21 protein-coding genes are annotated in these 24,688 nt (G+C 62.7%); 12 read left to right on the top strand and 9 right to left on the bottom strand.

From position 1 onward, the window contains the following. Window positions 1–11: 11 nt before the first annotated feature. Complete coding sequence (locus tag OPV09_RS00065) at window positions 12–557, top strand: DinB family protein (protein ID WP_331779014.1); 546 nt, start codon at window positions 12–14, stop codon at window positions 555–557. On the opposite strand, the gene OPV09_RS00070 is transcribed toward OPV09_RS00065, so the two are convergent. Further along, window positions 522–1,712 (bottom strand): MFS transporter, encoded by a 1,191-nt coding sequence (locus tag OPV09_RS00070; protein WP_338680084.1) that lies wholly within the window; start codon window positions 1,710–1,712, stop codon window positions 522–524. The genes OPV09_RS00065 and OPV09_RS00070 overlap by 36 nt on opposite strands. Continuing rightward, a complete protein-coding gene (locus OPV09_RS00075; protein ID WP_338680086.1) occupies window positions 1,709–2,890 on the bottom strand; it encodes a serine hydrolase domain-containing protein in 1,182 nt (393 codons plus the stop codon). Before OPV09_RS00075 ends, OPV09_RS00070 begins: the two co-directional genes overlap by 4 nt. 112 nt (window positions 2,891–3,002) lie before the next feature. On the opposite strand from OPV09_RS00075, the gene OPV09_RS00080 reads away from it, so the two are divergent. The 3 genes from OPV09_RS00080 (at window position 3,003) to OPV09_RS00090 (ending at window position 9,335) form a co-directional block, all read left to right on the top strand. Continuing rightward, complete coding sequence (locus OPV09_RS00080; RefSeq protein WP_319993490.1) at window positions 3,003–3,893, top strand: LysR family transcriptional regulator; 891 nt, start codon at window positions 3,003–3,005, stop codon at window positions 3,891–3,893. A gap of 208 nt (window positions 3,894–4,101) precedes the next feature. Then, window positions 4,102–5,808 carry a methyl-accepting chemotaxis protein gene (locus OPV09_RS00085; RefSeq protein WP_072457552.1) on the top strand — a complete coding sequence of 569 codons (1,707 nt, stop codon included), beginning with the start codon at window positions 4,102–4,104 and terminating at the stop codon, window positions 5,806–5,808. Window positions 5,809–5,996: 188 nt separating this feature from the next. Next, a complete protein-coding gene (locus OPV09_RS00090; protein WP_338680087.1) occupies window positions 5,997–9,335 on the top strand; it encodes a DEAD/DEAH box helicase in 3,339 nt (1,112 codons plus the stop codon). A gap of 111 nt (window positions 9,336–9,446) precedes the next feature. Here the strand turns inward: OPV09_RS00090 and OPV09_RS00095 are convergent, their stop codons facing one another. Both OPV09_RS00095 and OPV09_RS00100 read right to left on the bottom strand, forming a co-directional pair. Next, window positions 9,447–10,856, bottom strand: a complete 1,410-nt coding sequence (locus OPV09_RS00095) for a heavy metal sensor histidine kinase (protein WP_338680089.1) — start codon at window positions 10,854–10,856, stop codon at window positions 9,447–9,449. Then, window positions 10,853–11,563: a heavy metal response regulator transcription factor gene (locus OPV09_RS00100; protein WP_338680090.1), complete on the bottom strand. Its 711-nt coding sequence runs from the start codon at window positions 11,561–11,563 to the stop codon at window positions 10,853–10,855. The genes OPV09_RS00095 and OPV09_RS00100 overlap by 4 nt, the downstream gene beginning before the upstream one ends. Window positions 11,564–11,701: 138 nt before the next feature. Here OPV09_RS00100 and OPV09_RS00105 point away from each other — a divergent pair, with 138 nt between their 5' ends. Together OPV09_RS00105 and uraH are read left to right on the top strand one after the other, a co-directional pair. Beyond that, the gene (locus tag OPV09_RS00105; protein ID WP_338680091.1) at window positions 11,702–12,196 is read left to right on the top strand and encodes a heme-binding protein; all 495 of its coding nucleotides are present in this window, start codon (window positions 11,702–11,704) and stop codon (window positions 12,194–12,196) included. Window positions 12,197–12,212: 16 nt separating this feature from the next. After that, on the top strand, window positions 12,213–12,623 hold the full coding sequence (gene uraH / locus OPV09_RS00110) for a hydroxyisourate hydrolase (protein ID WP_070302951.1): 411 nt from the start codon (window positions 12,213–12,215) through the stop codon (window positions 12,621–12,623). A gap of 7 nt (window positions 12,624–12,630) precedes the next feature. Here the strand turns inward: uraH and OPV09_RS00115 are convergent, their stop codons facing one another. Then, a complete protein-coding gene (locus tag OPV09_RS00115; protein ID WP_034754377.1) occupies window positions 12,631–13,329 on the bottom strand; it encodes a glutathione binding-like protein in 699 nt (232 codons plus the stop codon). 179 nt (window positions 13,330–13,508) lie between these two features. Between OPV09_RS00115 and OPV09_RS00120 the strand changes: the two genes are divergently transcribed. Next, on the top strand, window positions 13,509–13,934 hold the full coding sequence (locus OPV09_RS00120; protein WP_034754379.1) for a hypothetical protein: 426 nt from the start codon (window positions 13,509–13,511) through the stop codon (window positions 13,932–13,934). 4 nt (window positions 13,935–13,938) lie between these two features. Here the strand turns inward: OPV09_RS00120 and OPV09_RS00125 are convergent, their stop codons facing one another. Beyond that, window positions 13,939–15,585, bottom strand: a complete 1,647-nt coding sequence (locus OPV09_RS00125) for a methyl-accepting chemotaxis protein (RefSeq protein ID WP_338680093.1) — start codon at window positions 15,583–15,585, stop codon at window positions 13,939–13,941. 312 nt (window positions 15,586–15,897) lie between these two features. Between OPV09_RS00125 and OPV09_RS00130 the strand changes: the two genes are divergently transcribed. Continuing rightward, complete coding sequence (locus OPV09_RS00130) at window positions 15,898–16,263, top strand: hypothetical protein (RefSeq protein ID WP_046683244.1); 366 nt, start codon at window positions 15,898–15,900, stop codon at window positions 16,261–16,263. Between the two features lie 60 nt (window positions 16,264–16,323). On the opposite strand, the gene OPV09_RS00135 is transcribed toward OPV09_RS00130, so the two are convergent. Next, window positions 16,324–16,725 (bottom strand): hypothetical protein, encoded by a 402-nt coding sequence (locus tag OPV09_RS00135; protein WP_338680094.1) that lies wholly within the window; start codon window positions 16,723–16,725, stop codon window positions 16,324–16,326. Between the two features lie 170 nt (window positions 16,726–16,895). Here OPV09_RS00135 and OPV09_RS00140 point away from each other — a divergent pair, with 170 nt between their 5' ends. Next, window positions 16,896–17,738: an AraC family transcriptional regulator gene (locus tag OPV09_RS00140; protein ID WP_254671597.1), complete on the top strand. Its 843-nt coding sequence runs from the start codon at window positions 16,896–16,898 to the stop codon at window positions 17,736–17,738. Between the two features lie 46 nt (window positions 17,739–17,784). Here the strand turns inward: OPV09_RS00140 and folE are convergent, their stop codons facing one another. After that, entirely contained in the window at window positions 17,785–18,351 is a 567-nt protein-coding gene (folE, locus tag OPV09_RS00145) for a GTP cyclohydrolase I FolE (RefSeq protein ID WP_034754386.1), read from the bottom strand. 76 nt (window positions 18,352–18,427) lie between these two features. Next, window positions 18,428–19,261 (bottom strand): NAD(+) diphosphatase, encoded by an 834-nt coding sequence (nudC, locus tag OPV09_RS00150; RefSeq protein WP_070302960.1) that lies wholly within the window; start codon window positions 19,259–19,261, stop codon window positions 18,428–18,430. A 294-nt stretch (window positions 19,262–19,555) separates the two neighbouring features. Here nudC and OPV09_RS00155 point away from each other — a divergent pair, with 294 nt between their 5' ends. The 3 genes from OPV09_RS00155 (at window position 19,556) to OPV09_RS00165 (ending at window position 24,687) form a co-directional block, all read left to right on the top strand. Continuing rightward, window positions 19,556–21,889: a catecholate siderophore receptor Fiu gene (locus tag OPV09_RS00155; RefSeq protein ID WP_338680096.1), complete on the top strand. Its 2,334-nt coding sequence runs from the start codon at window positions 19,556–19,558 to the stop codon at window positions 21,887–21,889. A 383-nt stretch (window positions 21,890–22,272) separates the two neighbouring features. Beyond that, complete coding sequence (locus tag OPV09_RS00160; RefSeq protein ID WP_034754392.1) at window positions 22,273–23,586, top strand: dicarboxylate/amino acid:cation symporter; 1,314 nt, start codon at window positions 22,273–22,275, stop codon at window positions 23,584–23,586. 108 nt (window positions 23,587–23,694) lie between these two features. Further along, window positions 23,695–24,687 (top strand): porin, encoded by a 993-nt coding sequence (locus OPV09_RS00165; protein WP_051991521.1) that lies wholly within the window; start codon window positions 23,695–23,697, stop codon window positions 24,685–24,687. The last annotated feature ends 1 nt before the right edge of the window (window position 24,688 follow it).

Here is a 24,688-nt window from a genome sequence, read left to right on the forward strand (position 1 = left end):
AGGAGTCCAGCATGAGCCGTTGCGCCCACATTTGCCTGATGGCCGATTACAACCAGTGGATGAATGCCAAGGTCTATGCGGCGGCGGCCAGCCTGCCGGCGGAAGAGCTGCAGCGCGAGCGGGGTGCCTTTTTTGGCTCCCTGCTGGCCACCCTGAATCACGTGATGGTGGGCGACACCCTGTGGCTGCAGCGCTATGCGAAGCACCCGGCCAGCTTCCCCCTGCTCGACCCCATCCGCGCCATCACGCCGCCCGCGTCGCTCACGCACCCGCTGTTCGCGGCCGAGGATTTTGCCGCCATGCACGCGCACCGGCAATGGCTGGATGAGCTCATCATCGACTGGGCCGCCTCCATCCGCGAAGAAGACCTGGACCACTTGCTCGACTACCGCAACAGCAAGGGGCCGAACCGGCGCGAGTTTTTCAGCCTGCTCATGCATTTCTTTAATCACCAGACCCATCACCGGGGCCAGGCCAGCACCCTGCTGTCGCAAGCGGGCGTGGACATTGGCGACACGGATTTACTGTTTCGCATCCCCAACCATCTTGCCGACTGAAGGCGCGCGGTACAACCACGCTTTCCCGGCAATCGCCGCCAGCGCCAAGGCACCGAGCAGCGCGCCGCAGCCCAGCGCCCCCGGCATGCCGTAGGACTCGATGGCGATGCCGCCTGCCATTGCGCCCACCGTTACGCCCAGGTTGATGGCGGCGATATACACGCCGATGGCGAACGCCGGCGCCTCGCGCGCTTCGCTGCTGAGCCACACTTGCGTGACGATCAGCCCGCTCGTATGCGCCGCGCCCCAGAACAGCAGCAAGACGGACAGCGCCAGCCAGCTGATACCCGTGCCCGCATACTGGTACAGCAGCCAGTACGCCAGCCCCAGCAGCACGGGCTGCAGCAGCACCGTGCGCAACACGTGCATGCCCAGCTGGCGCCCCGCGAACAGATTGCCCGCCACGCCACCGATACCAAACACCACCAGCGCCAGCCCCGTCTGGCGCGCCGACAAGCCCGCTTCCTGCTGCAGATACGCGGCCGCATACGCATACACGGCAAACATGGCGGCAAACACGAGCACGGCGGCGGCAATGGTCAGCCACAGGGCCGGTTTGCGCAGCACGGCCAGCTGGCGTCCATATGCCATTGGCGCTTCCTGCGGCGTGTCGGGCAGGAACAAATATAGCCCCAGCGCTGCCAGCGCATTGACGAGGGCGCAGGCAAGGAACGATGCCTCGTAGCCATACTGTGCGGCAATCCAGGTGGTGAGCGGGATGCCCAGCACCATGCCCATGCTGGTGCCCGTGAATGCGTGCGCGCCGGCCCGCGCCGCCTGTTGCGGCGGGTACAGGGCGGCGGCCGCCACCATGGCCAGCGAGAAATACACAGGATGAAACAGGGCCGGCACGATGCGCAGCGCCAGCAGCAGCTCGAAGCGGGGCGCATACGCCGACACCACGCTGGCCAGCGCAAACACGAGCAGGGAAACGATCAGCACGCGCTTGCGGCGCCAGCGCGTAGCCAGCAGCACGAGAAAGGGGCCGCCCACGGCGATCACGAGGGCGAACAGGCTTACCAAGGAACCCGCCTGCGCGGCCGTCACGCCGTAGCGCTGCATGATCATCGGCAAGATGCCGACCACGCCAAACTCGATGCAGTACACGCCGAACAGACCCAGCGCGAGGAAGACGATCGGGTGCGGCCGTGTCATGGCGCCTCCATCACGCCATACACCGCCTGGCACAGTTCCGTCACGAACGGTCCCGCCATGCCTTCCAGTGCCGTATTCGTAAACGCCACCACGGACAATTCCTGCGCCGGATCGACAAACCACGAATGGCCATATGTGCCGCCCATGCGCCAGCTGCCGACGGACTCCGGCGTGGCAGCGGCAAGCGGGTCCGTCAACACGGTAAAGCCGAGGCCAAAGCTGCGGCCCGGCCAGAACGGCAAGTCGAACGCCTCAGTCTGGCTGGTGCCCATCTGCTGCGCCAGATCGGCTGGCAGCAAGGGCGCGCCACCCAGGCGCAGGGTTTCCAGCAAACGCATGAAATCGGGCGCCGAGCCGACCATGCCCGCGCCGCCCGATGGATACGCCTGCGCGTCGCGGGCGCGCGCCGGTGACAGGGTAAAACCTGCCATGCCATCGAGAAACGGCAGATGGTCTTCACCCTCGTCGCGCAAGCGGCGCGGCAGGGATTCTCCCGCTGCCCGGTCCGCGTACGCGACGGCCAGACGCGCCGGGTCGGCAGCCACAAAACCCGTGTCGCGCATGGCCAGCGGCACCGTCACCAGATATTCCACGGCGTGCGCCAGCGGCATACCGGCCGCCTGCTCGATGACGGCGCCCAGCACATCGGTGGCAATCGAATACGCCCAGCGCCCGCCCGGTGCATATGCGAGCGGCACGGTGGCCAGGCGGCGCAGGTTGTCCTCCAGGGAAATGCGGGACGCATCCATGCCGTCGGACACCCCGGCCTGCGCATACGCACCGCCCGGCGGCTGGAAGAAGCCATAGTCCAGGCCGGCCGTGTGCGTGAGCAGATGCCGCACGGTGATGGGCGCCACCATCCCGTCCGGCTGGCGCGGCGCAAAATACGGCAGCCAGCGTGTCACCAGGTCGTCCAGGCCCAGCCGGCCCTGCCCCACCAGCGCCAGCGCGGCCGTCGAGACGATGGGTTTGCTGACGGACGCCAGGCGGAACAGGGCGTCCTCAACCATGGGCGTACCCGCCTCGCGGTCCAGGTGGCCGGCCGCGCGGCGGTACACGTCCTTGCCGCGCTGGCGCACCAGCACGACGGCGCCCACCAGGCGCTGCTGCTGCAAGACTGCGTCCAGCAAGGGATCGATACGGGCGGACAGGGCCGCGGGAGAGAAGTTGTACATCATGGCGTAGCCTTTCAAATGATCAGGCTGCCAAGGTAAGGCAGGCGCGATCAAAGAAAAACAGGCTATAGTTTCTGTCTGTGCGGACGTTGGCATCCGCAATCAAAGGTAAAAAATGGATAACCTGGCGGGATTCACGGCCTTCGTACAGGCGGCCGAAACGCGCAGTTTTGTCGCGGCGGGCCGCGTGCTCGGTATTTCCGCCTCGGCCGTGGGCAAGAGCATCGCGCGGCTGGAAGAGCGCCTCGGCGTGCGCCTGTTTCACCGCAGCACGCGCAGCATCGCGCTCACCAGCGAGGGCACGGTGTTCCTGGAACGCTGCCGGCGCATCCTCGGCGAGATCGAAGCGGCCGAACTGGAGTTATCGAACAGCAAGAGCGCGCCGCAAGGCCGGCTGCGCGTCAGCTTGCCGCAGGTGGGCAGCCTGCTCAATCCCGTGCTGGCCGCGTTCGCGCGCGCCTATCCGCTGGTGGAGCTCGATCTCGACTTCAGCGACCGCCGGGTCGACGTGATCGAGGAAGGCTACGACGCCGTCGTGCGCGCGGGAGAGAGCGCCGACAGCCGTTTGATGAGCCGCCAGCTGGGCCAGTTCCAGCTGCAGCTGGTGGCCGCGCCCGCCTATCTGGCGCAGCACGGCATGCCGCTGCTTCCCGCCGACCTCGTACATCACGTTTGTTTGCTGTACAAATTTCCCAGCAGCGGCAAGGTCGAGGCCTGGCCCCTGCCCGAGTGGCCTGCCCTGCATGCGGCCGGCTTGCCGTCTCTGCTCCACTGCAACAATGTCGACACCTTGCTGCACTTTGCCGAAAGCGGCCTGGGCATCGCCGCCCTGCCCGACTTTGCCGTGCGCGCCGCGCTGGCCGCAGGCCGCTTGCAGCCGGTGCTGGACGCGCACCGCCAGCACGACGGCGCCTTTCGCATCCTGTGGCCCAGCAGCCGCCATCTGACGCCGAAACTGCGCGCCTTCATCGATTTCCTTGCCACCCACGTATTTCCGGAAAGCTGAGCCCGCATCCGGCGCCGCGCTCGTTGTTTCCACACGACAACTTAGTCAAGTTGCTACCAGTTTTTCAGCTTTTCACGGACTTGATACAAGTTTTTGTATTGCAGTGCGGAATTTTGAGGAACAATTACAGGCTAGCCGCCGCTACGTATAAACCCGTAGCGCTGGCCTGTCCGATGTTTTCCCTCACTTCCGCAATACGAAAGCAATCATGTCACTCACACAATTCAAAATCGGCACCCGGCTCGGGATCGGGTTTGCTGTCGTCCTCGGCCTGCTGGTGGCCGTCTTGCTCGTCGGCTTGTATTCCATGGGACAACTGAGCGCGCGCACGCACGACATCGTGGCCGACAAGAACGTCAAAATGGCGGCCGCCAATACCATGAGCGACAACGTGCGTAACATTACCCTGGCGATCACGAGCATTGTGGTGGCGCCGACGGAAGCGCTGGTGCAGGCGGAACTGGCAAAGATTGGCGAGTCGCGCAAGAAATACGGCGCCGCCAAGGAAACCTTGCAAAAGAAAATCTCGACGGACAAGGAAACGGCGCTGATGGCCGAACTCGATGCGGCCCTGAAATCGGGCGCGCCGCTGAACAACAAGGTCATCGAACTGCGCAATGCGGGCCAGACAGACGAAGCGATCGCCTTCCTGACGCAGCAGGCGGCACCGAGCCTGAAACGCGTGCTGGGCGCGCTCGACAGCCTGGTCGCGTATGAAGGCGAGCAGGCGGCGCAGGCGGCAACGGAAGCCGAAACGCTGAGCAACAGCGCGCGCGCCTCCATGATTACCTTGGGCAGCGTGGCCGTGCTGCTGGGCGCTTTTGTTGCGTGGATCATCACGCGCTCGATTACCCAGCCCATCAATGCGGCCGTCAGCGTGGCCGAAACCGTGGCCTCGGGCGACTTGTCGTCGCACATCGTCGTCAATTCCAGCGATGAAACGGGCCGCCTGCTGGGCGCCCTGAAAGCCATGAACACCAGCCTGCTGGGCGTGGTGGCGCAAGTGCGCAACGGCACGGATGCGATCTCCACGGCATCGAGCGAAATTGCCGCCGGTAACCTCGACTTGTCGTCACGCACGGAAGAACAAGCTAGCTCGCTGGAAGAAACGGCGTCGGCCATGGAAGAGCTGACCTCGACCGTGAAGCAGAACGCGGACAATGCGCGCCAGGCGAACCAGCTGGCGAAAAGCGCATCGGAAGTGGCCGTGCGCGGCGGCAGCATCGTTTCGCAAGTGGTCGACACCATGGGCACGATCAACGCCTCGTCGCGCAAGATCGTCGACATCATCGGCGTCATCGACGGCATCGCCTTCCAGACCAACATCCTGGCCTTGAACGCGGCCGTCGAAGCGGCGCGCGCGGGCGAACAGGGACGCGGTTTTGCCGTCGTGGCCTCGGAAGTGCGCAACCTGGCGCAGCGCTCGGCCGGCGCGGCGAAAGAAATCAAGGAATTGATCGCCGCCTCCGTCGCCAACGTGGACACGGGTTCGCGCCTCGTCAATGAAGCGGGCCAGACCATGGGCGACATCGTCGACAGCATCGTGCGCGTGACCGACATCATGGGCGAAATCACGTCCGCCACGCACGAGCAGACCATCGGCATCGAACAGATCAACATGGCCATCGCGCAAATGGATGAAGTGACGCAGCAAAACGCGGCCCTCGTGGAAGAAGCGGCAGCCGCCTCGCAAAGCATGCAGGACCAGGCGGGCGAACTGGCCCACGTGGTCGGCTTCTTTAAAACCGGCAACCATGTCGCCAGCGCACCCAAGCTGGCGCCTGTGCGTAAGGCACCGGCCGCGGCCGCCATCGCGCGCCCCGCGGCCAAGCCAGCGCCAGCGCGCAAGGCCGTCGCAGCCGCGCCGGCACGCCGCAGCAATGCGGCTGCAGAGAGCGAATGGGAAGAGTTTTAATGCACGAGTTTTAACCCTCAGCAACATCGCAACGGGGGAAAGCCAGGCAGGAAGTTGCTGCCTGGCTTTTTTTCGTCTGCCAATACCACTTTTTTTTGCCGCAAAGCCCGCGCAATAGACAAAAGTGCAAAACGTGCAGCGCGCATACGCTTTACAATCCTCGCTCGCTTTACAAAATATTGGTCATCATGAATCAGGCAGAACAGCAGCGCCTCCTGGCTATCCTGGAGTATTGGCACAAGATCGAATTTTTTATCCCGTTTGACCTGAATCAAATCACGGACGTTGAAGACCAGTCCACCGTGCGTCTCCTGCACCGCGAACAGCTGGCGCAATTGCCGCCGCAGTTCGCCACGCAATGGCAAGTACCGTCCGACCGCGAGATCGACGGCTTTTCATTGTTCCTCGGCGTGTTCGACAAGGCGGAAATCAACAAGGCTTGTCCGCCAGCCACTGGCCCGGAAAACATTGCCGAAACAGAAAAAACAGAACTGCTGGGACGCTCGTGCTTTGCCCGCCTCAATCTCAATGCGCTGGGCGAGCCGCAGTTCGATCCGGTGTCCGTGTCAACCTTGCCGTGGGCGCTGGGCCGCGCCCGCACGCCGGACTGGTCTGGCCTGAGCCTGGACGCCTTCAGCGACAGCCAGCTGGCGCTGGAAGACAGCCTGCGCAACTTCGCGGCCAGCCGCACGCCACAGCAAGTGACGGACGAGGCCGGCAATGTCTCGTCTCCCCTGTCCGGTATGGAAATCGCGGCCCTGGCCGACCTGTTGCGCGACTGGGCCGGCTTCCACCCGTCCGCCGGCCAGCCGCTGGCCGTGCTGGAATTGCGTACGCGCAAGAAACGCGCAACGGCCACGGAAACCGATGCGCTTGAATCCAGCCAGAACCGCAGCCTGGACTTTGGCGACGCGGTGGAACCGTCGATCGATATCCTCAACAGTTTTTACCTCGATGACCTGGAACAGATCATCCGTGCCTTGCGTGGCGGCAAGCTGCCCGCGACGGTCGCCGCCTATCTGACGCCGCTGGCGCAGGATGAGCGCATCGACCTGTACAGCCCGGCCGGACGCCAGGCGCTGGCCGCCATGCTCAACCCGGCCAATATGAACCGGGGACACTGGCTGGAAGACGCCAGCTACGCCATGAGCCTGATGCAGCAGTTCGCCATCCACGGCGCGCGCACGGGTTTGCACGAGCGGGGCATCTTTTCCGTCAATGGCCCACCGGGCACGGGCAAGACGACCTTGCTGCGTGAATTGTTTGCCGACAACATCGTGCGCCGCGCCAGCGTGCTGTCCTGCCTGGACCGCGCGGGCGACGCCTTCATCGGCAAGGTGGCCGTCGCCTTTGAAGGCGTGCGCGACCCGATTACCATCGCCCGCTTGCGCCCGGAACTGACGGGCTTTGAAATGGTCGTCGCTTCATCGAATAACGCGGCCGTGGAAAACATTTCCGGCGACCTGCCAAAACCCAAGCAGCTGGGCAAGGAATGGGCGCGCACGCGCTACTTTGAAAGCGTGGCGCGCCGGGTCGTGGCGGACGGCAATGGCGCCAACCGTGCGCTGAGTGAGGCGGAAGCGCCATGGGGCTTGATGTCCTGCGCGCTGGGCAATAGCGCGAACCGCCGCCGCTTCGTCAGCAATTTTTATGACGACGACTGGGACAAGACCACGGCGCGCAAGACACCGAATGCGCAAAATATCCGCCAGTGGCTGGCCAGCCACCAGGGCGTGAGCTTCGCCCAGGCGGCGCGCGAATTCCGCGAGACGGAACACGTGGTGGAAAAGGCGCTGGCCGAGCACGCCCAGTACGCGGCCCTGTGGCAAGCCGTGGGCACGTGCACGGAAGCCGAATTCATCCACAGCAGCCAGCAGGCGCTGATTGCGGCTGAGCAAGAAATGGATGCGGCGAATGGCGCCCTGTCCGACGCGCTGGCGCAGCAAGACACCCTGCTCGCCAGCAAAAAGGAATTGCTGGAAGAAGAACGCCTGGTGGCGCTGACACAGCCCGGTTTCTTTGCCCGCCTGTTCCGCACGGCACCGGCGCGCACCTACAAGGACGCCGTCGTCGCCAACGCCGAGGCGCAGCGCCAGGCTGCGCGCGACGTGTCCGCCATCAAGCTGCTGCTGAAGGGCGAGCTGGAGCCGCGCTGCGAACGCGCGCGCAACAGCCTGCACATCGCCCTGCGCACGGCGCAATCGCGCCAGCGCGAATGGGATGACAGCACGGAACTGCTGCGCCGCGCGCGCATGCGCTTCCCCACCATCGCCGCGCCGGCGACCCTGGACGAGCTCGATGGCGACGCGCTGCAAATTGGCGGCCTGTGGCATGAACCGGCCCTGGCGCGCCTGCGCTCGCGCCTGTTTGCCAAGGCCCTGGCCCTGCATGAAGCATGGCTGGCGGAAGTGGCAAAGAAAGGCGGACCCGGCTTTGGCGGCAACTTGCTGGCCGTGTCGAAATTGCTGAAAAACAAGCGCGCCTACGACCAGTCGCACATCGCCATGGTCTGGCACAGCCTGTTCATGGTGGTGCCCGTCGTGTCGACGACGTTTGCCTCGTTCGCGCGCCAGTTCCAGGGCATGGGTGCCGAATCGCTGGGCTGGCTGTTCATCGACGAGGCGGGCCAGGCCGTGCCGCAAGCGGCGCTGGGCAGCCTGTGGCGTGCCAAGCGCGCCGTCGTCGTGGGCGACCCGCTGCAGATCGAGCCCGTGTTCACGGTGCCGGGCCGCCTCGTGCAAACCTTGTCCGCCCTGTCGCCGCACACGCAGGATGGCAGTTACGCGCCAACTTCCGTTTCCGTGCAGACTCTGGCGGACAAGGCCAACCGCTATGGTGCGACTGTCGGCGCCAATAGCGCGCAGCCCCTGTGGATCGGCAGCCCCCTGCGCGTGCACCGCCGCTGCGTGGAACCGATGTTTTCGCTGGCCAATAGCATCGCCTACGAAGACAAGATGGTCTATGGGCTGGCTGAGCGCACGCCGCCGGCCGGCGCGCGCGGACTCACGCGTGGCCCCAGCTGCTGGATCGACGCCGCCGGTCCTGTCAGCTACAAGCAGGTCGTGCCCGTGCAACTCGATTTCGTGCTGGAGGTGCTGCTGAAACTGTACCGCCGCGACGGCAAGCTGCCCGACATGTATGTGATCACGCCATTCAAGGCCGTGCGCAACGAATTGCGTTCGCGCATCGTCGACATGGACTGGGACCGCCGCCTCGGCTATGGCAAGGCGCCGACGGCGCGCGAATTGCGCCAGTGGAGCAGCCAGATGGTGGGCACCGTGCATACGTTCCAGGGCAAGGAGCAAAGCGTGGTGATGCTGGTTCTCGGCGCCGATGACAGCACGGCGGGTGCGGCCCAGTGGGCGGCGGCCACGCCGAACTTGCTCAATGTCGCCCTCACGCGCGCGCAGCACCATGTGTACATCGTCGGCAACCCGCTGCTGTGGGGCCAATTGCCGCATTTCGCGCCCGCGTGTGCGCAGTTGCCGCATACGGGCATGCATGAGTTTTTGGTGGAGATGGGGTAGAACACCTGATCAAACCTACTGCGCGTCGCGATTTGCCGTCTCCGATGCTCACTGTGCATTCGCACAGCTCCGCTTCTCGACAGCAACTCTCTTCCGCTCGCTACGGTTTTATCAGGCGTTCTCAGCGGGGAAAACGAGGGTAAACGTCGTGGCGGCCGCATCCGACGCCACGGTCGCGCTGCCACCATGCAACTGCATGATGGCCGTAACGATGGCCAAGCCCAGGCCTGTGGAAGCGGCCGAGTCGCTGCGGGCCGGGTCGGCGCGGTAGAAGCGCTCGAACAAATGGGGCAAGTGGCGCGCGGGGATGGCGGGGCCGAGGTTGCTCACGCTTAGTTCTACACCCTCGTTCGTCGCATGCGAACGCAGCAGTATCGTGCTGCCCGGCGCCGCGTGGCGTATCGCGTTCGACAGCAAATTACCGAGCGCACGGCGCAGCAGTTGCGGCTCGGCCGTCACCGTGCCGCTGCCGTGGCAAGCCAGCGCCAGCTCGCGCTCTTCGGCCAGTCCCTCAAAGAAATCGGCCAGGCGCAAAAACTCGTCCTGCACGGGCAAGACTTGCTTGACGAGCACCATTTCATCCTGCTGCGCACGGGCCAAAAACAGCATGCTGTCGATCATGCGCGACAGCCGTTCCAGCTCTTCCACATTCGACGACACCAGCTGTTCATACTCGTGCGCGCTGCGCGGGCGGGCCAGCATCACCTGGCTTTGCCCCAGCAGATTGGTGACGGGCGTGCGGAATTCATGCGCCAGGTCGGCGGAAAATTGCGACAGCCGCGCATAGCCTTCCTGCAGCCGCGCCAGCATGGCGTTCAGGGCCTGGATCAGCGGCAAGAGTTCCGTCGGCGCGCCGCGCGCATCGAGCTGCTGCTCCAGCTTGCCCGGCCGCACGAGGGCCGCATGGGCGGCGATATTGCGCAGCGGCCGCAATCCCCGCAGCAGCATCAAGCTCGCCAACAGTGCCGCCACCAGCGCGCTGACGGCCACGGAGACGACGATTTGCCAACGGTAGGCCGCAAACATGGCCGTGCGGTCGCCGTAGACCCGGGCGACGGAAATGTCCGCCATCTGCGCCGGGTCGCCGATGCGCGCGCTGGCCGCCACGACCCTGGCCGGATAGCCGTCGCGGCTGGTCCAGCTGACGATGTCGCTGTTCGTCACGGGCGCATCGACGGCCACGGGCACAGGATGCGCCACCGCCTCGCCGTTCGGGTTGACATCGATCAAACGCGTGCCATCGGCGCGCACGATGCGCACCAGGGAATTTTCTTGGCCGCTCATGGTGTCGCGGAAATACTGGGGCCGCTCGCGGATGATGTCGAGAGTGCCCGCATTGCCCAGCAGCTGCTGGATCTGCCGCAGTTTACCCAGCAATAATATGTCGTCGCGGCGCTCGATTTCCGCCACAAAAGAGCGGTATAAATGCATGCCCAGCCCGGCCGACACGAGCGCCACGATCAGCACGAAGACAAGCGTGACGCGCAGGGTCAACGAGCGGCGAAGTTGCGCCAGCTTCATGCGGCCGCGCCACTGTCAGGTGCGGCAGGCGCGCGCAATTCGCAGACATAGCCCATACCCCGCAAAGTGTGGATCAGCTTGGACTCGAACGGATCGTCGAGCTTGCTGCGCAGGCGGCGGATGGCCGCGTCGATGACGTTGGTGTCGCTCTCGAAATTGATGTCCCACACTTGCGAGGCGATGATGGAGCGCGACAAGACTTCGCCCTGGCGGCGCGCCAACAGATGCAGCAAGCCGAATTCCTTGGCCGTCAGGGTGATGCGCTGGCCTTGCCGGCTCACCTTGCGCTTCATCACGTCGATTTCCATGTCGCCGATGCGGATGACGTCGTCTTCACGCGGCGGCCCGCGCCGCAGCAAAGTGCGGATGCGCGCCACCAGTTCGGCAAACGCGAACGGTTTCACCAGATAATCGTCGGCGCCCAGTTCCAGCCCCTTGACCCGGTCCTGCACTTCGTCGCGCGCCGTGAGGAAAATCACGGGCACGTCGGCGCCGCCCTCCTGCAAGCGCAGCGCGCGCAAGACTTGCCAGCCGTCCATGATGGGCAGCATCACGTCGAGCACGATGAGATCGGGCGCCTCGCTGCTGGCCATATGCAGGCCGTCGCGGCCATTGCGCGCCAGGCTCACCGTAAAGCCGGACTCGGCCAGGCCACGCAGCAGATAGTCGCCCGTCTTCGGTTCGTCTTCGATTACCAGGATGCGCATGGCCACTTTCTAAAAGAATATAAAACCATTTTACGCCGCGTGCAAACCGCTGCGGATGATAAAAATGTCATGCGGCGATCATCTTCTCGTAGGGCAACACTGGCCATACTGGCGTCACTTTACTCAACGGACAGCCACATGAAAACCCTGTTATTCGGCAGTACCCTGCTGTGCCTGCTGGCCGGTCCAGCCCACGCTCAATTGCGCAAGGTCGATGACCTCTCGCTGGCGGCGGCCAACAAGCTGGCCGATGCGGCCATGGCAGCATGCCAGGCGCAAGGACGGCACATCGTCGTCACCGTGCTCGATCGTGGCGGCAATATTGTCGCTGTGCAGCGCGCCGATGGCGTCGGGCCGCACAACACGGATGCGAGCCGGCGCAAGGCCTACACGGCCCTGTCCACCAAGAATGATACCCAGGCGCTGGCCGTGGCCGCGCGTAGCAATCCCGACATGGCCAATCTGACCACCGTGCCGGAACTGTTGCTGCTGGGCGGCGGCCTGCCCTTGCGAGCCAAGGGCGAAGTGGTCGGCGCCATCGGCGTGGCCGGTGGCGGTGGCGCCCTGCAAGACCGGGCCTGCGCCCATGCCGCCCTGGCCGCCATCCCTGAACTCGATTCCCCTCCCCTTTAAACTGAAAGATACGACGATGAGCACACTGAAACAATTCACCGCCGCCCTGGCCTTCGCCAGCCTGTCCAGCATGGCCCTGGCCGCCGCCAATCCCTTGAGCGTGCACATTCTCGACTTGCAGAGCGGACAGCCGACGGCGGGCGTAACGGTCACCCTGGAGCAAAAGAACGGTGAAGGCTGGCAACAACTGGGCAGTGCCGTGACGAATGCGCAGGGGCGCATCGCGGCCATGTATCCGGTGGATGCGCCCATGCAGGCGGGCGATTACCGCATCGTGTTCAAGACAGGCGAGCACTATGCGCGCCTGAAACAGGAAACCTTTTTCCCGGAAATCCCCGTGCAATTCCACGTAGAAAAGACTGACCAGCACTATCACATTCCGCTGCTGCTCAGCCCTTTCGGCTTTTCCACGTATCGGGGAAATTAACTGTTGCTCAAGCCACCGTCTTCGCCGTCTGCCCGAACAGCACGCTTTTCGCATCGCCGCTGACGGTCGGCTGCACATTGATTTCCGCCGCCCGCGCATACGCGCGCACGGTGGCGGGACGGGCGGCAATGGCCGCGAACCAGCGCGCCAGATGCGGGAAATCTTCCAGCTTCTGGCGCTGGCGTTCGTGCGGCACGATCCACGGATAGATCGCCATGTCGGCGATGGAATAGCTGTCGCCGGCCACGAATGCACGGTCCGCCAAGCGCTTGTTCAGCACGCCGTATAGCCGGTTCGTTTCGTTGACATAGCGCGTGATGGCGTAGTCGATCGGTTCGGGCGCATATTGCACGAAATGGTGATTCTGTCCCGCCATGGGGCCAAGGCCGCCCATTTGCCAGAACAGCCATTGCATGACTTCGGCACGTCCCCGCACATCCATCGGCAGGAATTGCCCGCTTTTCTCGGCCAGGTATTGCAAAATCGCGCCAGACTCGAACAGCGACAGCGGCGCGCCGCCATCTTCCGGCGCCTGGTCGACGATGGCGGGAATGCGGTTATTCGGCGCGATGGCGAGAAACTCGGGCTTGAACTGCTCGCCCTTGCCGATATGCACGGGAATGAGGTTGTAGGGGATGCCCGCTTCTTCCAGGAACATCGTCACTTTGTGCCCGTTGGGCGTGGTCCAGTAATACAGGTCGATCATCGTGGTCTTTCCAGGTAGATAAGTAGGGGCAGGCGAACTTGGCATAACTATTGTCGCGCCGCAACTGATATGCATGGATATAATGCCACGTAAGCGAAAAACAAGGCGGCGCAAGCACCCACTAGCGCCGTCACGCAGGCATCCCGACATTCCCGAGCACAAAACAAAGAAAGCCGACCATGCGCAAACTCCTGATCGTCACGCTGTCCGTCCTGCTGTCAGGCTGTGTCCAGGACTTCGCCATCTACATGTTCGATGGGCAAGACCATTCCCTGACCGTGCGCCGCCAGCAACGTTATTTTTGGCAAGATACCGTGGAAGTGCAGCTGATGGCGACCAATCTGCCGCAATGCCAGCGCTTGCATACCCTGTCCACGGATGCGCCAGCCGACATCACCGTCGAGCTGTTCGCGGCCGGCGATGGCCTGTGGAATATCCGCATGGGCAAGCAGTTGTGGCAGGCGGAAACGAATACCTGCAATGAGCTGACGGAAATGGAAAACGACCCGAAAGCCGACCTGGGCCAGCCGGTCGGGCAATTCGTGGTCGTCGATGACAAGCTGGAATTCGAACCGGCGCCGCCAGCGGCGGCACCAGCCCAGTAGAACCCTAGCGCGCCGCCAGGCTGCGCAGCGGCTTTTTCGCCGCGGCGCGCGGTGCGCCAGCCGAAGTGGCCGCCAGGCGCGGCGACGTGCCCGGCTCCTGCGCCGACAGTTTGAAGCGCGCCACCAGTTGCGCCAGCACGGCCGCCTGGTCCTGCATGCTCGACGCCGCTGCCGCCGCCTCTTCCACCAGTGCCGCATTTTGCTGCGTCACGCTATCCATTTCCGTGATCGCCTGATTGACGTGGCCGATGCCCGTGCTTTGCTCGTGCGAGGCGGCCGTGATGTCGGCCATGATGTCGGTCACGCGCGAAACGGAAGCGACTACCTGATCCATGGTCGTGCCCGCCTGTGCGACGAGGGTGCTGCCGGCCGCGATGCTGTCGACGGAAGCGCCGATCAGCTCCTTGATTTCCTTCGCCGCACCGGCCGAGCGCTGCGCCAGATTACGCACTTCTGATGCCACGACGGCAAAGCCGCGACCCTGTTCGCCGGCGCGCGCCGCTTCCACGGCCGCGTTCAAGGCCAGGATATTCGTCTGGAAGGCGATGCCATCGATGACGCCGATGATGTCGACGATCTTGCGTGACGAGGCGTTGATGGTGTCCATGGTGCCGATCACTTGCGCCACCACGGCACCGCCCTGGCGTGCCACGGCGGAAGCGGACTGCGCCAGTTCATTTGCCTGCACGGCGTTGCCCGCGTTTTGCGTCACGGTCGAGGTCAATTCCTCCATCGAGGCCGCCGTTTCTTCCAGCGAGCTGGCCTGCATTTCCGTGCGCGCCGACAAGTCCATATTGCCGCTGGCGATCTCGCTCGACGCCGTGGCGATCGTCTCGGCGCTGTGGCGGATTTCGCTGATCGCATCGACCAGGTTGGTTTGCATGGTTTTCATCGCGTACAGCACGCTGTGGCGGTCGTTCGCATGCGTGCGCACGACGCCGCTCAAATCGTTATTCGCGATCTTTTCCGCCACGTCGGCCGCATACTCGGGATCGCCGCCCAGCGCATGGCGCAAGCTACGGTTGATCACCACGACGACGGCGGCCAGCAAGCCGCACACGAGCACCAGCACGCCCAGCGAGGTCAGCAGCGACTGGCGGAAGGCCGCGTCGATATCGTCCATGTACACGCCCACCACCAGGGTCCAGCTCCATGGCTTGTAGGCCGCCACGCGGCTCATCTTCGGTTCGGGGGTCTTCTGGCCGGGACGGGGGAAATAATAATGAACGAAGCCCTTGCCCGTATCGCTCTTGCCGACAGCCACGATGTCACGGTACAGATAGGTGCCGTTGGCATCTTTAAAATCCGACATGTTCTTGCCATCGGTTTGCGGCGCGGCGGGATTCATCACGACGACGGCGTCGAGGTTGATGATGGACAAATAACCGGTCTCGCCGAAACGCATGCTCTTGATGACGGCCGTGGCCTGCTTCTGCGCTTCTTCCTTCGTCAAGGCGCCGCTGGCGGCCAGGTCGCCGAACATCTTGACGGCGCCCAGGCCCAGGTCGGCGGCATTGCTCAGGTCGGCGCTGCGCTCTTCGATGCGGATCTTGCGCACTTCCAGGGCGTTATAGACAAAAATAACGGTGATGCACAACAGGCTGCAAATCAGGGGAATCCATAACTTCTGCTGGAACGTCAATTTCTTCATGCTGTGTCTCCAACTATCTATTTGCGGCGGTGGGGCGTGGCCCGCTTCCTGCCCGGCAGGCCAGGAATGCGGCGGCGACGATGCTCTGGCGGCACCGTTCAGACGACACCAGCATACGCTCGAAATACCGGTATTTACAATGCCGGGAGGCAATGATTTTTGCTTGGTGTTGTTAATGCGTTGCGACAATTGATGAGAATTGATGCTGCATTGCAGTAAAAAAGCATGCAGATAGGGGCGGCAAGGCAGGCGGGGGTGGCGTGCCTGTGTCAAAATGCACGCCGGATATAAGATGAATCACGAAAGCACAGCATGACCAAGAATGAAGCCATGAAACGCATCAACGACCGCCTGGGCAAACCCACCTTGACGGACAAGAACACGCATTTTGCCAGCGTCGCCAGCTATGGCACGGACGAAGGCTGGTGGCTGAAGATCCCCTTCCTGACCTTCAAGCAGGAATTGCATTTTATTCTCAACAATGAGAAAACGAAAAGTTTCCAGCACCTGAAAATCGGCGCCAACCAGATCCTCAGCCCCGGCATGAAGTTTCGCAGCACGGGCGGCGCGGCCGACGCCTTCATGTCGGCCTCGGCGCCGAAGCGCCTGGTCGACTTGCTCGACGGCGGCAGCAAGTACAATTTTACAAAACACTTTATCAACGACTATCGCTATTAGGAACACCTGACCAAACCTGCTGCGCGTCGGTTTTGTCAGGCGTTGTGTAGCCTTGTCAGATCATTTTTGGGGCGGCAGCCACGCGTGCAGCAAATGCTGGGCGATGTCGAGCGCGTCGTCGCGGCTGGTGCCGAAATGCAGGGGATAACCCCAGAACTTGCCGAACATCACGGCAAAGGCCTTGCCCGCCAGACGCTTGGCGGCGCTCGGTTCGACCAGCACCATGCCCTGGATATACGCGCGGATGGCCGCCTTGTTCTGCTTCATCCAGAGTGACGCCCGCTTGCGCTCTTCCTGCGAGTGTTCGTGCCCATCCTCGTCAAAGCCTTCCTCGCTGAGAATGACAAACGCCTGGCGGCGCGCCAGCAGCGCGTCAAACTGGGCAAACAGCATATCGGGCTGGGCAGGCGCTGCCTCGCGGCGCATCCAGACGAGGGGAAAAGTGGATAGATCAAGCTGCATGGTGATGACTCCTTCAAGGGGTTGCCGTTCCTCCTTACCTTCATCAGAACACTGGCGGCGGCGGTTGCCGTTGAAGCGGGGCTGCGGATCTCCATACAATACCGTTGGCGGTACCGCGCGTCATTGCATAAAATAGCCACAATATTATTCAATCCAGCCAGAATCCACCCATGTCCCATCCATTGCAGCCCAACATGCTCACCACCGAGCTGGGCCTTGACGCCAGCGCCTCCCTCATGGATTTCGACGTCGATGGCGTGTTGCGCCCGCTGCTGGCCGTGGGCCTGGCCAGCGTGCCCGAGGAGGCCGAGCAGGCACCGCACCAGCACCGCAAGGGGCAGTTGCTGTATGCCACGCGCGGCGTGATTCATTGCGAGGTGGACAGCGGCGTGTGGATCGTGCCGCCCCAGTGCGCCGTGTGGATACCGGGCGGCCTGATGCATTCCGCGCAGGGCGTGGGCGAGGCCCAATGTTATTGCCTGTTTGTCGAACCGGCCATGGCGCCGGCCTTGCCCACCGTCTGCTGTACCGTGGCCGTCTCGCCCCTGCTGCGCGAACTGATCGCCAAGGCGGCCGGTTTTCCTACCCTGGCCGCGCTGCATGGCGCGCAGGAACGCCTGGTGTTCACCCTGCTCGACGAACTGGCGGCCGCGCCCGTGGAAGACTTGCATCTGCCGATGCCGCGCGATGCGCGTTTGCGCCGCCTGGCCGCCCTGCTGCTGGCGCAGCCCGCCGATAAAAGCACCCTGGCCGAGTGGGCCGGCCGCATCGGCATGAGCGAGCGCAGCATGACCCGGCAGTCACTGGAGGAATTGGGCATGAGCGTGGGCCGCTGGCGCCGGCAATTGCACGTCATCCTGGCCTTGCGACGGCTGGCGCAAGGCCACAGCGTAAAAGCGGTGGCGCTGGAACTCGGTTATGAAAATACCAGCGGTTTCGTCACCATGTTCCGCAAGGCGGCGGGCAAGCCGCCAGCGCGCTACCTGGCGGAACGGGAATCGGGAAGAGCATAAAAAAAGGCGGCATCTGCCGCCTTCGTCACGCATCATCGCCGAACAATCAGCTTTCGCGCGCCAGTGCCAGAAATTCCGTACGCAGCGCCAGGTTCGGCTGCATCTCGCCCAGCATGGCCGAGGTGATGGTTTCTTCGCCCGGCGTACGGATGCCGCGGCTTTCCATGCACAGATGGCGGCAGCGTACGACCACGCCCACCGATTTCGGTTCCAGCACTTCCATCAGGGCATTGGCGATCTGCATCGTCATGCGTTCCTGCACTTGCAGGCGCTTGGAGAAACAATCGACGAGGCGCGTCAGTTTCGACAGGCCGACGATCTTGCCGTTTGGCACGTAACCGATGGTGGCCTTGCCGAAGAACGGCGCCAGATGGTGTTCGCAATGGCTGTAGACGGGAATCCCGCGCACGACGATGAGCTCGTTGTACTGTTCCGCGCCATCTTCAAACGCTTTCAGCAAGTCCACCGGATCCTGGCCATAGCCGGACGTCCAGTGCTTCCACGCCTTGGCCACGCGTGCCGGCGTTTCCAGCAAGCCAGGACGCTGCGGATCTTCACCAAAGCTGCTGATCAGCCGGCGCCAGTCGTTTTCGGAGAATTCTTCTTGAGACATGCTACACCACCCTAAAATTTTCAATTGCCGCCAGTATATAGAAAATGCGGCAGGCTGCCCGAGCAGCCCCGGCTTTCTATGCCGTTGGCGGACGGTGGGCGCCCACCAGCAACGCGGAAATCGACACGCTCGAACTCGCCTCCGGCCACGCATCGCCGGGGCCGAACCAGCGCGCCTCGGCGATCTCGTTCTCGTCGAGGCGGATCTCGCCGTCGAGGTAATCGGCCGTAAACGCGATCATCAGCGAATGGGGAAACGGCCAGGACTGGCTCATGAAGTACTGCAGATTGTGCACGCGCAAGCCCACCTCTTCCATCACTTCGCGGTGCACGGCTTCCTCGATCGATTCACCCGCTTCCAGGAAACCGGCCAGCGGGCTGAAACGCTGCGATGGCGAGTGCTTGTGCATGGCCAGCAACACCTGTTCGCCCTTGCGGATGAGCACCATCATGGCCGGCGAAATGCGCGGATACGCGAGCATGCCGCAGGCGGCGCAGGTGAAACAGCGTTCGCCGCGCGTGCGCTGCATGGGCGTGGCGCACACGCCGCAATGGCGGTGCGTGCGCGCCCACTCGGCCAGTTGCACGGCGCGGCTGGCCAAGCCCAGGAAAGCATCGTCGACGGCATTGAACAGCGAGCGCATGCCGTGCCAGGCCAGGCCGGCACCCGGCGGCAACTCTTCGTCGGCCCAGACCGTCTGGCAATAGCGGCCCTGCCACCAGCCCACGGGCTGTGCGCGGCTCAGATCGATATCGTACGCGGCTACCTCGGCGGCCGTGGGCAAGGTCAGCTCTGGCGTACGCAACAACAAACGCCCGCGGTGAAAGACAAACGTCAGCGTATCCGTGGCGGCCGGGGCCGGTTCGGGCGCATCGATCAGGGGGACAAAGGCATCGGGAGTCTGCAGCATTCTGAAAGGAAATTTGTAAAGGTTGCTCATCATACTCCCGCCGGCGGACGCTTGCGCGCATAGCAGCGGCCGGGCCGCAAAGCAAGCATTCATCAGCCATGACAGTGTTTTTTTTGCGGCACGCCCAATCCGTTGCGCAAATGATACTGATAACGATTCTCATTTACGAAATAGCGCCCAGTTATTACAATACGGCCTATTCCGTCTCCATCGCCAGCCACTTGCCCGCGTGCCCAAGCACTGCGGCGCAGAGCCAGCCAGGAACCACTACCCTGACCTTTTCGAAAGAGCAAGATGGCAATCAAGAGCCGCAAACACGCCCCCACCCGTTTCAACCAGCACATCGGCGCCGCCCTGGCCGTGATGCTGCTGCCCGTTGCCGCCCAGGCGGCCGACCCTGCCGGCCAAAGCGCGCCCGCATCGCAGCAAACCCTGAACGAAATCAAGGTCGTGGGCTCCAAGGAAAATGATTTCAAGGCCGAAAAAGCCTCGTCGCCGAAATACACGGAAGAGCTGGTCAATACGCCGCAAACCATCGTCGTGATCAAGAAGGAATTGATCGAGCAGCAAGGTGCGCTGACCCTGACGGACGCGCTGCGCAACACGCCAGGCGTGGGTACTTTTTTCCTCGGTGAAAACGGCAACACGAATACGGGCGACGCCGTCTACATGCGCGGTTTCGATTCGTCGGGCAGCATCTATGTCGATGGCGTGCGCGACGTGGGCTCCATCTCGCGCGACGTCTTCAACATCGAACAGATCGACGTATTGAAGGGCCCGGCGGGCACCGACAGCGGCCGCGGTTCGCCGACCGGCTCGATCAACCTGGTCAGCAAGACGGCCACCATGGAAAACAAATTCAACTCCCTGCTGACAGTGGGCAGCGGCAAGCAGAAACGCGCCACGGCCGACTGGAACCGCGTTCTCGACAGCGATACCGGCACGGCATTGCGCCTGAACCTGATGACGCAGGACAGCGGCGATCCGGCGCGCGATGAAGTCAAGAACAAGCGCTGGGCCTTCGCGCCCACCGTCACCTTCGGCATCGGCAAACCGACGCGCATCACGGCCAGCTACCTGCATGTGGATCAGGACAACGTACCCGACGGCGGCGTGCCGACCATCGGCTTGCCTGGCTACTCGACGCCGGACACCATCACGAAGACAAACCCGGTCATCCGCACTTTCCTGAACGGCGCGGCCAAGGTCGATCCGAAGAATTTCTACGGCTCCACTGCGGACTACAACAAGGTCAAGGCCGATATGGGCACCTTGCGTATCGACCATGATTTCTCGCCAACCTTGCAAATCCAGAACACCACGCGCTACGGCAAGACCAAGCAGGACTACCTGCTGACGGCCTTCATGGGCAGCACCGTCAACCTGAAGACACCGGTCGCCACCGATCCGTCGACCTGGACCATGGCGCGCTCGTTGCGCACCGTGAAAGACCAGGAAAACACGATCCTGACCAACCAGACCGTGGTCAGCGCACAATTCGACACTGGCGTGCTGAAGCACTCCGTGGTGGCCGGCGCCGAGTTCACCAGCGAAAAACAGACCAACTACAGCTATGTGCCCGCCAGCCTGGGCACTTTGCAGGATGCCAATCTGTACAACCCGAACCCGCGTGACACCGTCACCGGCCATAACCCCGTACGCAGCGGCGCCTTCACCGAAGGCGAAGTCAATACGCAAAGCCTGTACGTGTTCGACACCATCAAGTTCGGCGACAAGTGGCTGTTCAACGGCGGCGTGCGTTTCGACCATTTCAACACCACGTATGATGCCGTCGCTCTGCAAGGGGCCGTGACTGCGCCTGCGGTACAGCCCTTGCCCGTCGGCACGCCGATTCCGACGCATCTGACCCTGAGCGACACCTTGGCCAACGGCAAGATCTCGGCCATGTACAAGCCAACGCCGGACAGCAGCGTGTACGCCTTGCTGGCCACGTCGAAAGCGCCGCCGGGCGTCAACTTCGCCTTGAGCGCGGGCGCCAACAGCGCGCAAAATCCAAAATATGACCCGCAGGAAACCATTACCAAGGAAATCGGTACCAAGTGGGACTTCCTGAAACAAAAACTGTCGTTCTCGGCCGCCGTCTACCAGACCACCGTCAAGAATGAAGTGGAACAAGATCCTGTGATCCCGACCATTTATTACCAGACCGGCAAGAAACGCGTGGAAGGCCTGGAACTGGGCGTGGTGGGCGAGATCATGCCGAACTGGCTGGTCAGCGCCGGCTACACGCGCATGAATACCAAGGTCGAGTCGGGCAAGGTCGTCACGGCCAGCGGCGTCAACAACCTCAGCTACACGCCAAAACAGGCGTTCACCAGCTGGACCTCGTACACCCTGCCATTCGGCCTGAAGATCGGCGGCGGCGCGCGTTACGTGGGTGAAATGCTGCGCGGCACCGATGGCGCCGTCGGCACGCCGGCACGCGTCGATGCCTACTGGGTCTTCGATGCCATGGCAAGCTACACCGTCAACAAGAACCTCGACCTGCAGTTGAATGCCTACAATCTGGCCGACAAGACCTATGTGGCGGCCATCAACAAGTCCGGCTTCCGCTACACGCCAGGCCAGCCCCGTTCGTTCAGTCTGATGGCCAATATCAAGTTCTAACGTCAAGAAAACAAGTATTACGCGACATCAGCCCCTCTTCGGAGGGGCTTTTTTATTGTCCTGATAATCTTGCCTTTTTGACGCACTGCCGCCCTGCCGCGACTAGCGTATGAAAAGTCATACAGCGATGGCCCGCCGCGTCCAATATTTCGCGCAAGCACGCGAAGTTGCAACATCCTAACAACAAAAAAGCTTCCTTAAATCAACAACTTAAGAAGTTATGCGCCAAATGCCAATTTCAGGCATATCCTTTGCTATGTACAGGTTTTGCTGCAAATAATCGCTAGCACGCAAGGGCTTGTTTTTGAGAAATATTGACTCCAAGCTTGAGTTGCTCGCTATCAATAATCCGCTCACAGCGGCGTTTCACCGGAGGAGTCAAAATGAAAAAGAAACGGCCATTAACCCTGTACATCCTGATTGCCATGGTCCTCGGCATTATTGTCGGCTATGGATGCAACACCGCTTTCCCTGATGCCAAGCTCAGCGCTCAGATCGCTGGCAATATTTCCATCGTCACCGACGTCTTCCTGCGCCTGATCAAGATGATCATTGCGCTGCTGGTGTTCTCGACCCTGACAGTCGGTATCGCTCACATGGGCGACGGCAAGACGGCCGGCCGCATCGGCTTGAAAGCCATGTGCTGGTTCGTCGTTGCCTCGCTGGTTTCGCTGGCGCTGGGCATGGTGCTGTCGAACCTGATGCAGCTGGGTACCAACCTGGGCTTGCCATTACCGGACGTACACGCTTCGACGAATTTGAAAACGGCCGCCTTCACCTTGAAAGATTTCTTCACGCACCTGGTGCCGAAGTCGCCGATCGAGGCCATGGCCAACAATGAAATCCTGCAAGTGCTGGTGTTCTCGATCTTCTTCGGCGGCGCACTGGCCGGCCTGGGCGAATCGGGCAAGACCCTGACGGCCGTTGTCGACCAGCTGGCGCAAGTCATGCTGCGCATCACCGGCACCATCATGAACCTGGCCCCACTGGCCGTGTTCGCCGCGATGGCTTCCGTCATCACCACGCACGGCCTGGGCGTGCTGGTCACGTTTGCCAAGTTCATGGGTGGCTTCTACCTGGGCCTGATGTGCCTGTGGGCACTGCTGATCGGCGCCGGCTTCGTCGTCATCGGCCCGCGCGTCTTCAAACTGGTCGGCCTGATCCGCGAACCATTCCTGCTGGCATTCTCGACGGCCAGCTCGGAAGCGGCCTATCCAAAACTGCTGACGGCGCTCGACCAGTTCGGCGTGGACCGCAAGATTTCCAGCTTCGTGCTGCCGATGGGCTACTCCTTCAACCTCGATGGCTCGATGATGTACTGCACCTTTGCCGTGCTGTTCATCGCGCAAGCCTACGGTATCGACCTGTCGATCGGCACGCAGATCACCATGCTGCTGCTGCTGATGCTGACCTCGAAAGGCATGGCCGGCGTACCGCGCGCCTCGCTGGTGGTGATTGCCGCTACCCTGAACCAGTTCAATATCCCGGAAGCGGGCTTGCTGCTGCTGATGGGCGTCGACCAATTCCTCGACATGGGCCGTTCGGCCACCAACGCGGTCGGCAATGCCGTCGCCACGGCTGTCGTCGCCAAGTGGGAAGGTGGCCTGGCCACCGAGGAAGAAGCAGCCGCGGCCAACGCGGCCAGCCAGAACACGGAAAGCCATTGGGGCGAAGCGGATCACGCTAGCAAAGCCTGATAGCGCCATGGCCCGCCACAAGCGGGCCATTTATTTGTTGTCGATGTTGAGTAACAAGCAGTCAGGTAGTGCGATCAGTAGTCATTCCAACTTATTAGAGAGATTTTCATGAAAAAAGTCCTGTTTACCCTGCTGACCCTCGGCGCAGCCTCCACCGGCGCCATGGCCCAATCGAGCGTGACCATGTATGGCGTGGCTGACGCCGGCCTGGTGTTCGACAAGGATGCGTCCGGAGACCGCCTGAACCGCGTCGCTTCCGGCGTCGCTTCGGGCTCGCGCATCGGCTTCAAGGGCAAGGAAGACCTCGGTGGTGGCCTGGCCGCTACCTTCGTGCTGGAAAGCGGTTTCAATATCGATACCGGTACCTCGGGCCAGGGCGGCCGGCTGTTCGGCCGCCAGGCGTATGTGGGCCTGACCGGCAGCGCCGGCGCCCTCACCCTGGGCCGCCAATATACGCCGTACTACCTGGCCCTGCGCGACGTGGCCGATCCGTTTGTCATCGGCCTGGCCGGCACGGCATCGAACATTATGGCGACGAATTATCGCATCGACAACATGGTGCAATACAGCACGCCGACCTGGAGCAAGCTGTCGGCCGACCTGGCGTATGGCTTTGGCGAAGTGGCCGGCGACAATGCGAAAAACCGCAGCATGGGCGGCGCCGTGCATTACATCGACGGTCCGCTGAACGTGACCCTGACACACCACCGCCAGGAAAATGCGCTGGCGACCCAGCAAACGCGCAACACCTTGCTGGCCACGCGCTACGACTTTGGCGTGGTGCAAGGTAACTTCGGCTACGCCGACAACCGCGCCCTCGACGACAGCAAGAGCAATGACATCCTCGTCGGCTTCAGCGCCCCGTTCGGCGCCACCAAGCTGGTCGCGTCGTACATCCGCCACAACGACAAGAGCAATGCCAACCGTGACGCCCAGCAGTGGGCCATCGGCGCCTTCTATGCACTGTCCAAGCGCAGCGACCTGTACACCGGTTACGGCCACATCAGCAACAAGAACGGCGCTACCTACAAGGTTGGCAATGCCACCGACGATGGCACCGGCAACAGCGGTTTCAACCTCGGCATGCGCCACACGTTCTAAG

Origin of the sequence: Janthinobacterium sp. TB1-E2 (assembly GCF_036885605.1) — a bacterium.
GTDB lineage: Bacteria > Pseudomonadota > Gammaproteobacteria > Burkholderiales > Burkholderiaceae_D > Janthinobacterium > Janthinobacterium aestuarii.

What these genes read in the sequence shown, in the direction of transcription:
- OPV09_RS00065 (WP_331779014.1), top strand. Translation starts at nt 12, where the DNA reads ATGAGCCGTTGCGCCCACATTTGCCTGATGGCCGATTACAACCAGTGG.
- OPV09_RS00070 (WP_338680084.1), bottom strand. Translation starts at nt 1,712, where the DNA reads ATGACACGGCCGCACCCGATCGTCTTCCTCGCGCTGGGTCTGTTCGGC.
- OPV09_RS00075 (WP_338680086.1), bottom strand. Translation starts at nt 2,890, where the DNA reads ATGATGTACAACTTCTCTCCCGCGGCCCTGTCCGCCCGTATCGATCCC.
- OPV09_RS00080 (WP_319993490.1), top strand. Translation starts at nt 3,003, where the DNA reads ATGGATAACCTGGCGGGATTCACGGCCTTCGTACAGGCGGCCGAAACG.
- OPV09_RS00085 (WP_072457552.1), top strand. Translation starts at nt 4,102, where the DNA reads ATGTCACTCACACAATTCAAAATCGGCACCCGGCTCGGGATCGGGTTT.
- OPV09_RS00090 (WP_338680087.1), top strand. Translation starts at nt 5,997, where the DNA reads ATGAATCAGGCAGAACAGCAGCGCCTCCTGGCTATCCTGGAGTATTGG.
- OPV09_RS00095 (WP_338680089.1), bottom strand. Translation starts at nt 10,856, where the DNA reads ATGAAGCTGGCGCAACTTCGCCGCTCGTTGACCCTGCGCGTCACGCTT.
- OPV09_RS00100 (WP_338680090.1), bottom strand. Translation starts at nt 11,563, where the DNA reads ATGCGCATCCTGGTAATCGAAGACGAACCGAAGACGGGCGACTATCTG.
- OPV09_RS00105 (WP_338680091.1), top strand. Translation starts at nt 11,702, where the DNA reads ATGAAAACCCTGTTATTCGGCAGTACCCTGCTGTGCCTGCTGGCCGGT.
- uraH (WP_070302951.1), top strand. Translation starts at nt 12,213, where the DNA reads ATGAGCACACTGAAACAATTCACCGCCGCCCTGGCCTTCGCCAGCCTG.
- OPV09_RS00115 (WP_034754377.1), bottom strand. Translation starts at nt 13,329, where the DNA reads ATGATCGACCTGTATTACTGGACCACGCCCAACGGGCACAAAGTGACG.
- OPV09_RS00120 (WP_034754379.1), top strand. Translation starts at nt 13,509, where the DNA reads ATGCGCAAACTCCTGATCGTCACGCTGTCCGTCCTGCTGTCAGGCTGT.
- OPV09_RS00125 (WP_338680093.1), bottom strand. Translation starts at nt 15,585, where the DNA reads ATGAAGAAATTGACGTTCCAGCAGAAGTTATGGATTCCCCTGATTTGC.
- OPV09_RS00130 (WP_046683244.1), top strand. Translation starts at nt 15,898, where the DNA reads ATGACCAAGAATGAAGCCATGAAACGCATCAACGACCGCCTGGGCAAA.
- OPV09_RS00135 (WP_338680094.1), bottom strand. Translation starts at nt 16,725, where the DNA reads ATGCAGCTTGATCTATCCACTTTTCCCCTCGTCTGGATGCGCCGCGAG.
- OPV09_RS00140 (WP_254671597.1), top strand. Translation starts at nt 16,896, where the DNA reads ATGTCCCATCCATTGCAGCCCAACATGCTCACCACCGAGCTGGGCCTT.
- folE (WP_034754386.1), bottom strand. Translation starts at nt 18,351, where the DNA reads ATGTCTCAAGAAGAATTCTCCGAAAACGACTGGCGCCGGCTGATCAGC.
- nudC (WP_070302960.1), bottom strand. Translation starts at nt 19,261, where the DNA reads ATGCTGCAGACTCCCGATGCCTTTGTCCCCCTGATCGATGCGCCCGAA.
- OPV09_RS00155 (WP_338680096.1), top strand. Translation starts at nt 19,556, where the DNA reads ATGGCAATCAAGAGCCGCAAACACGCCCCCACCCGTTTCAACCAGCAC.
- OPV09_RS00160 (WP_034754392.1), top strand. Translation starts at nt 22,273, where the DNA reads ATGAAAAAGAAACGGCCATTAACCCTGTACATCCTGATTGCCATGGTC.
- OPV09_RS00165 (WP_051991521.1), top strand. Translation starts at nt 23,695, where the DNA reads ATGAAAAAAGTCCTGTTTACCCTGCTGACCCTCGGCGCAGCCTCCACC.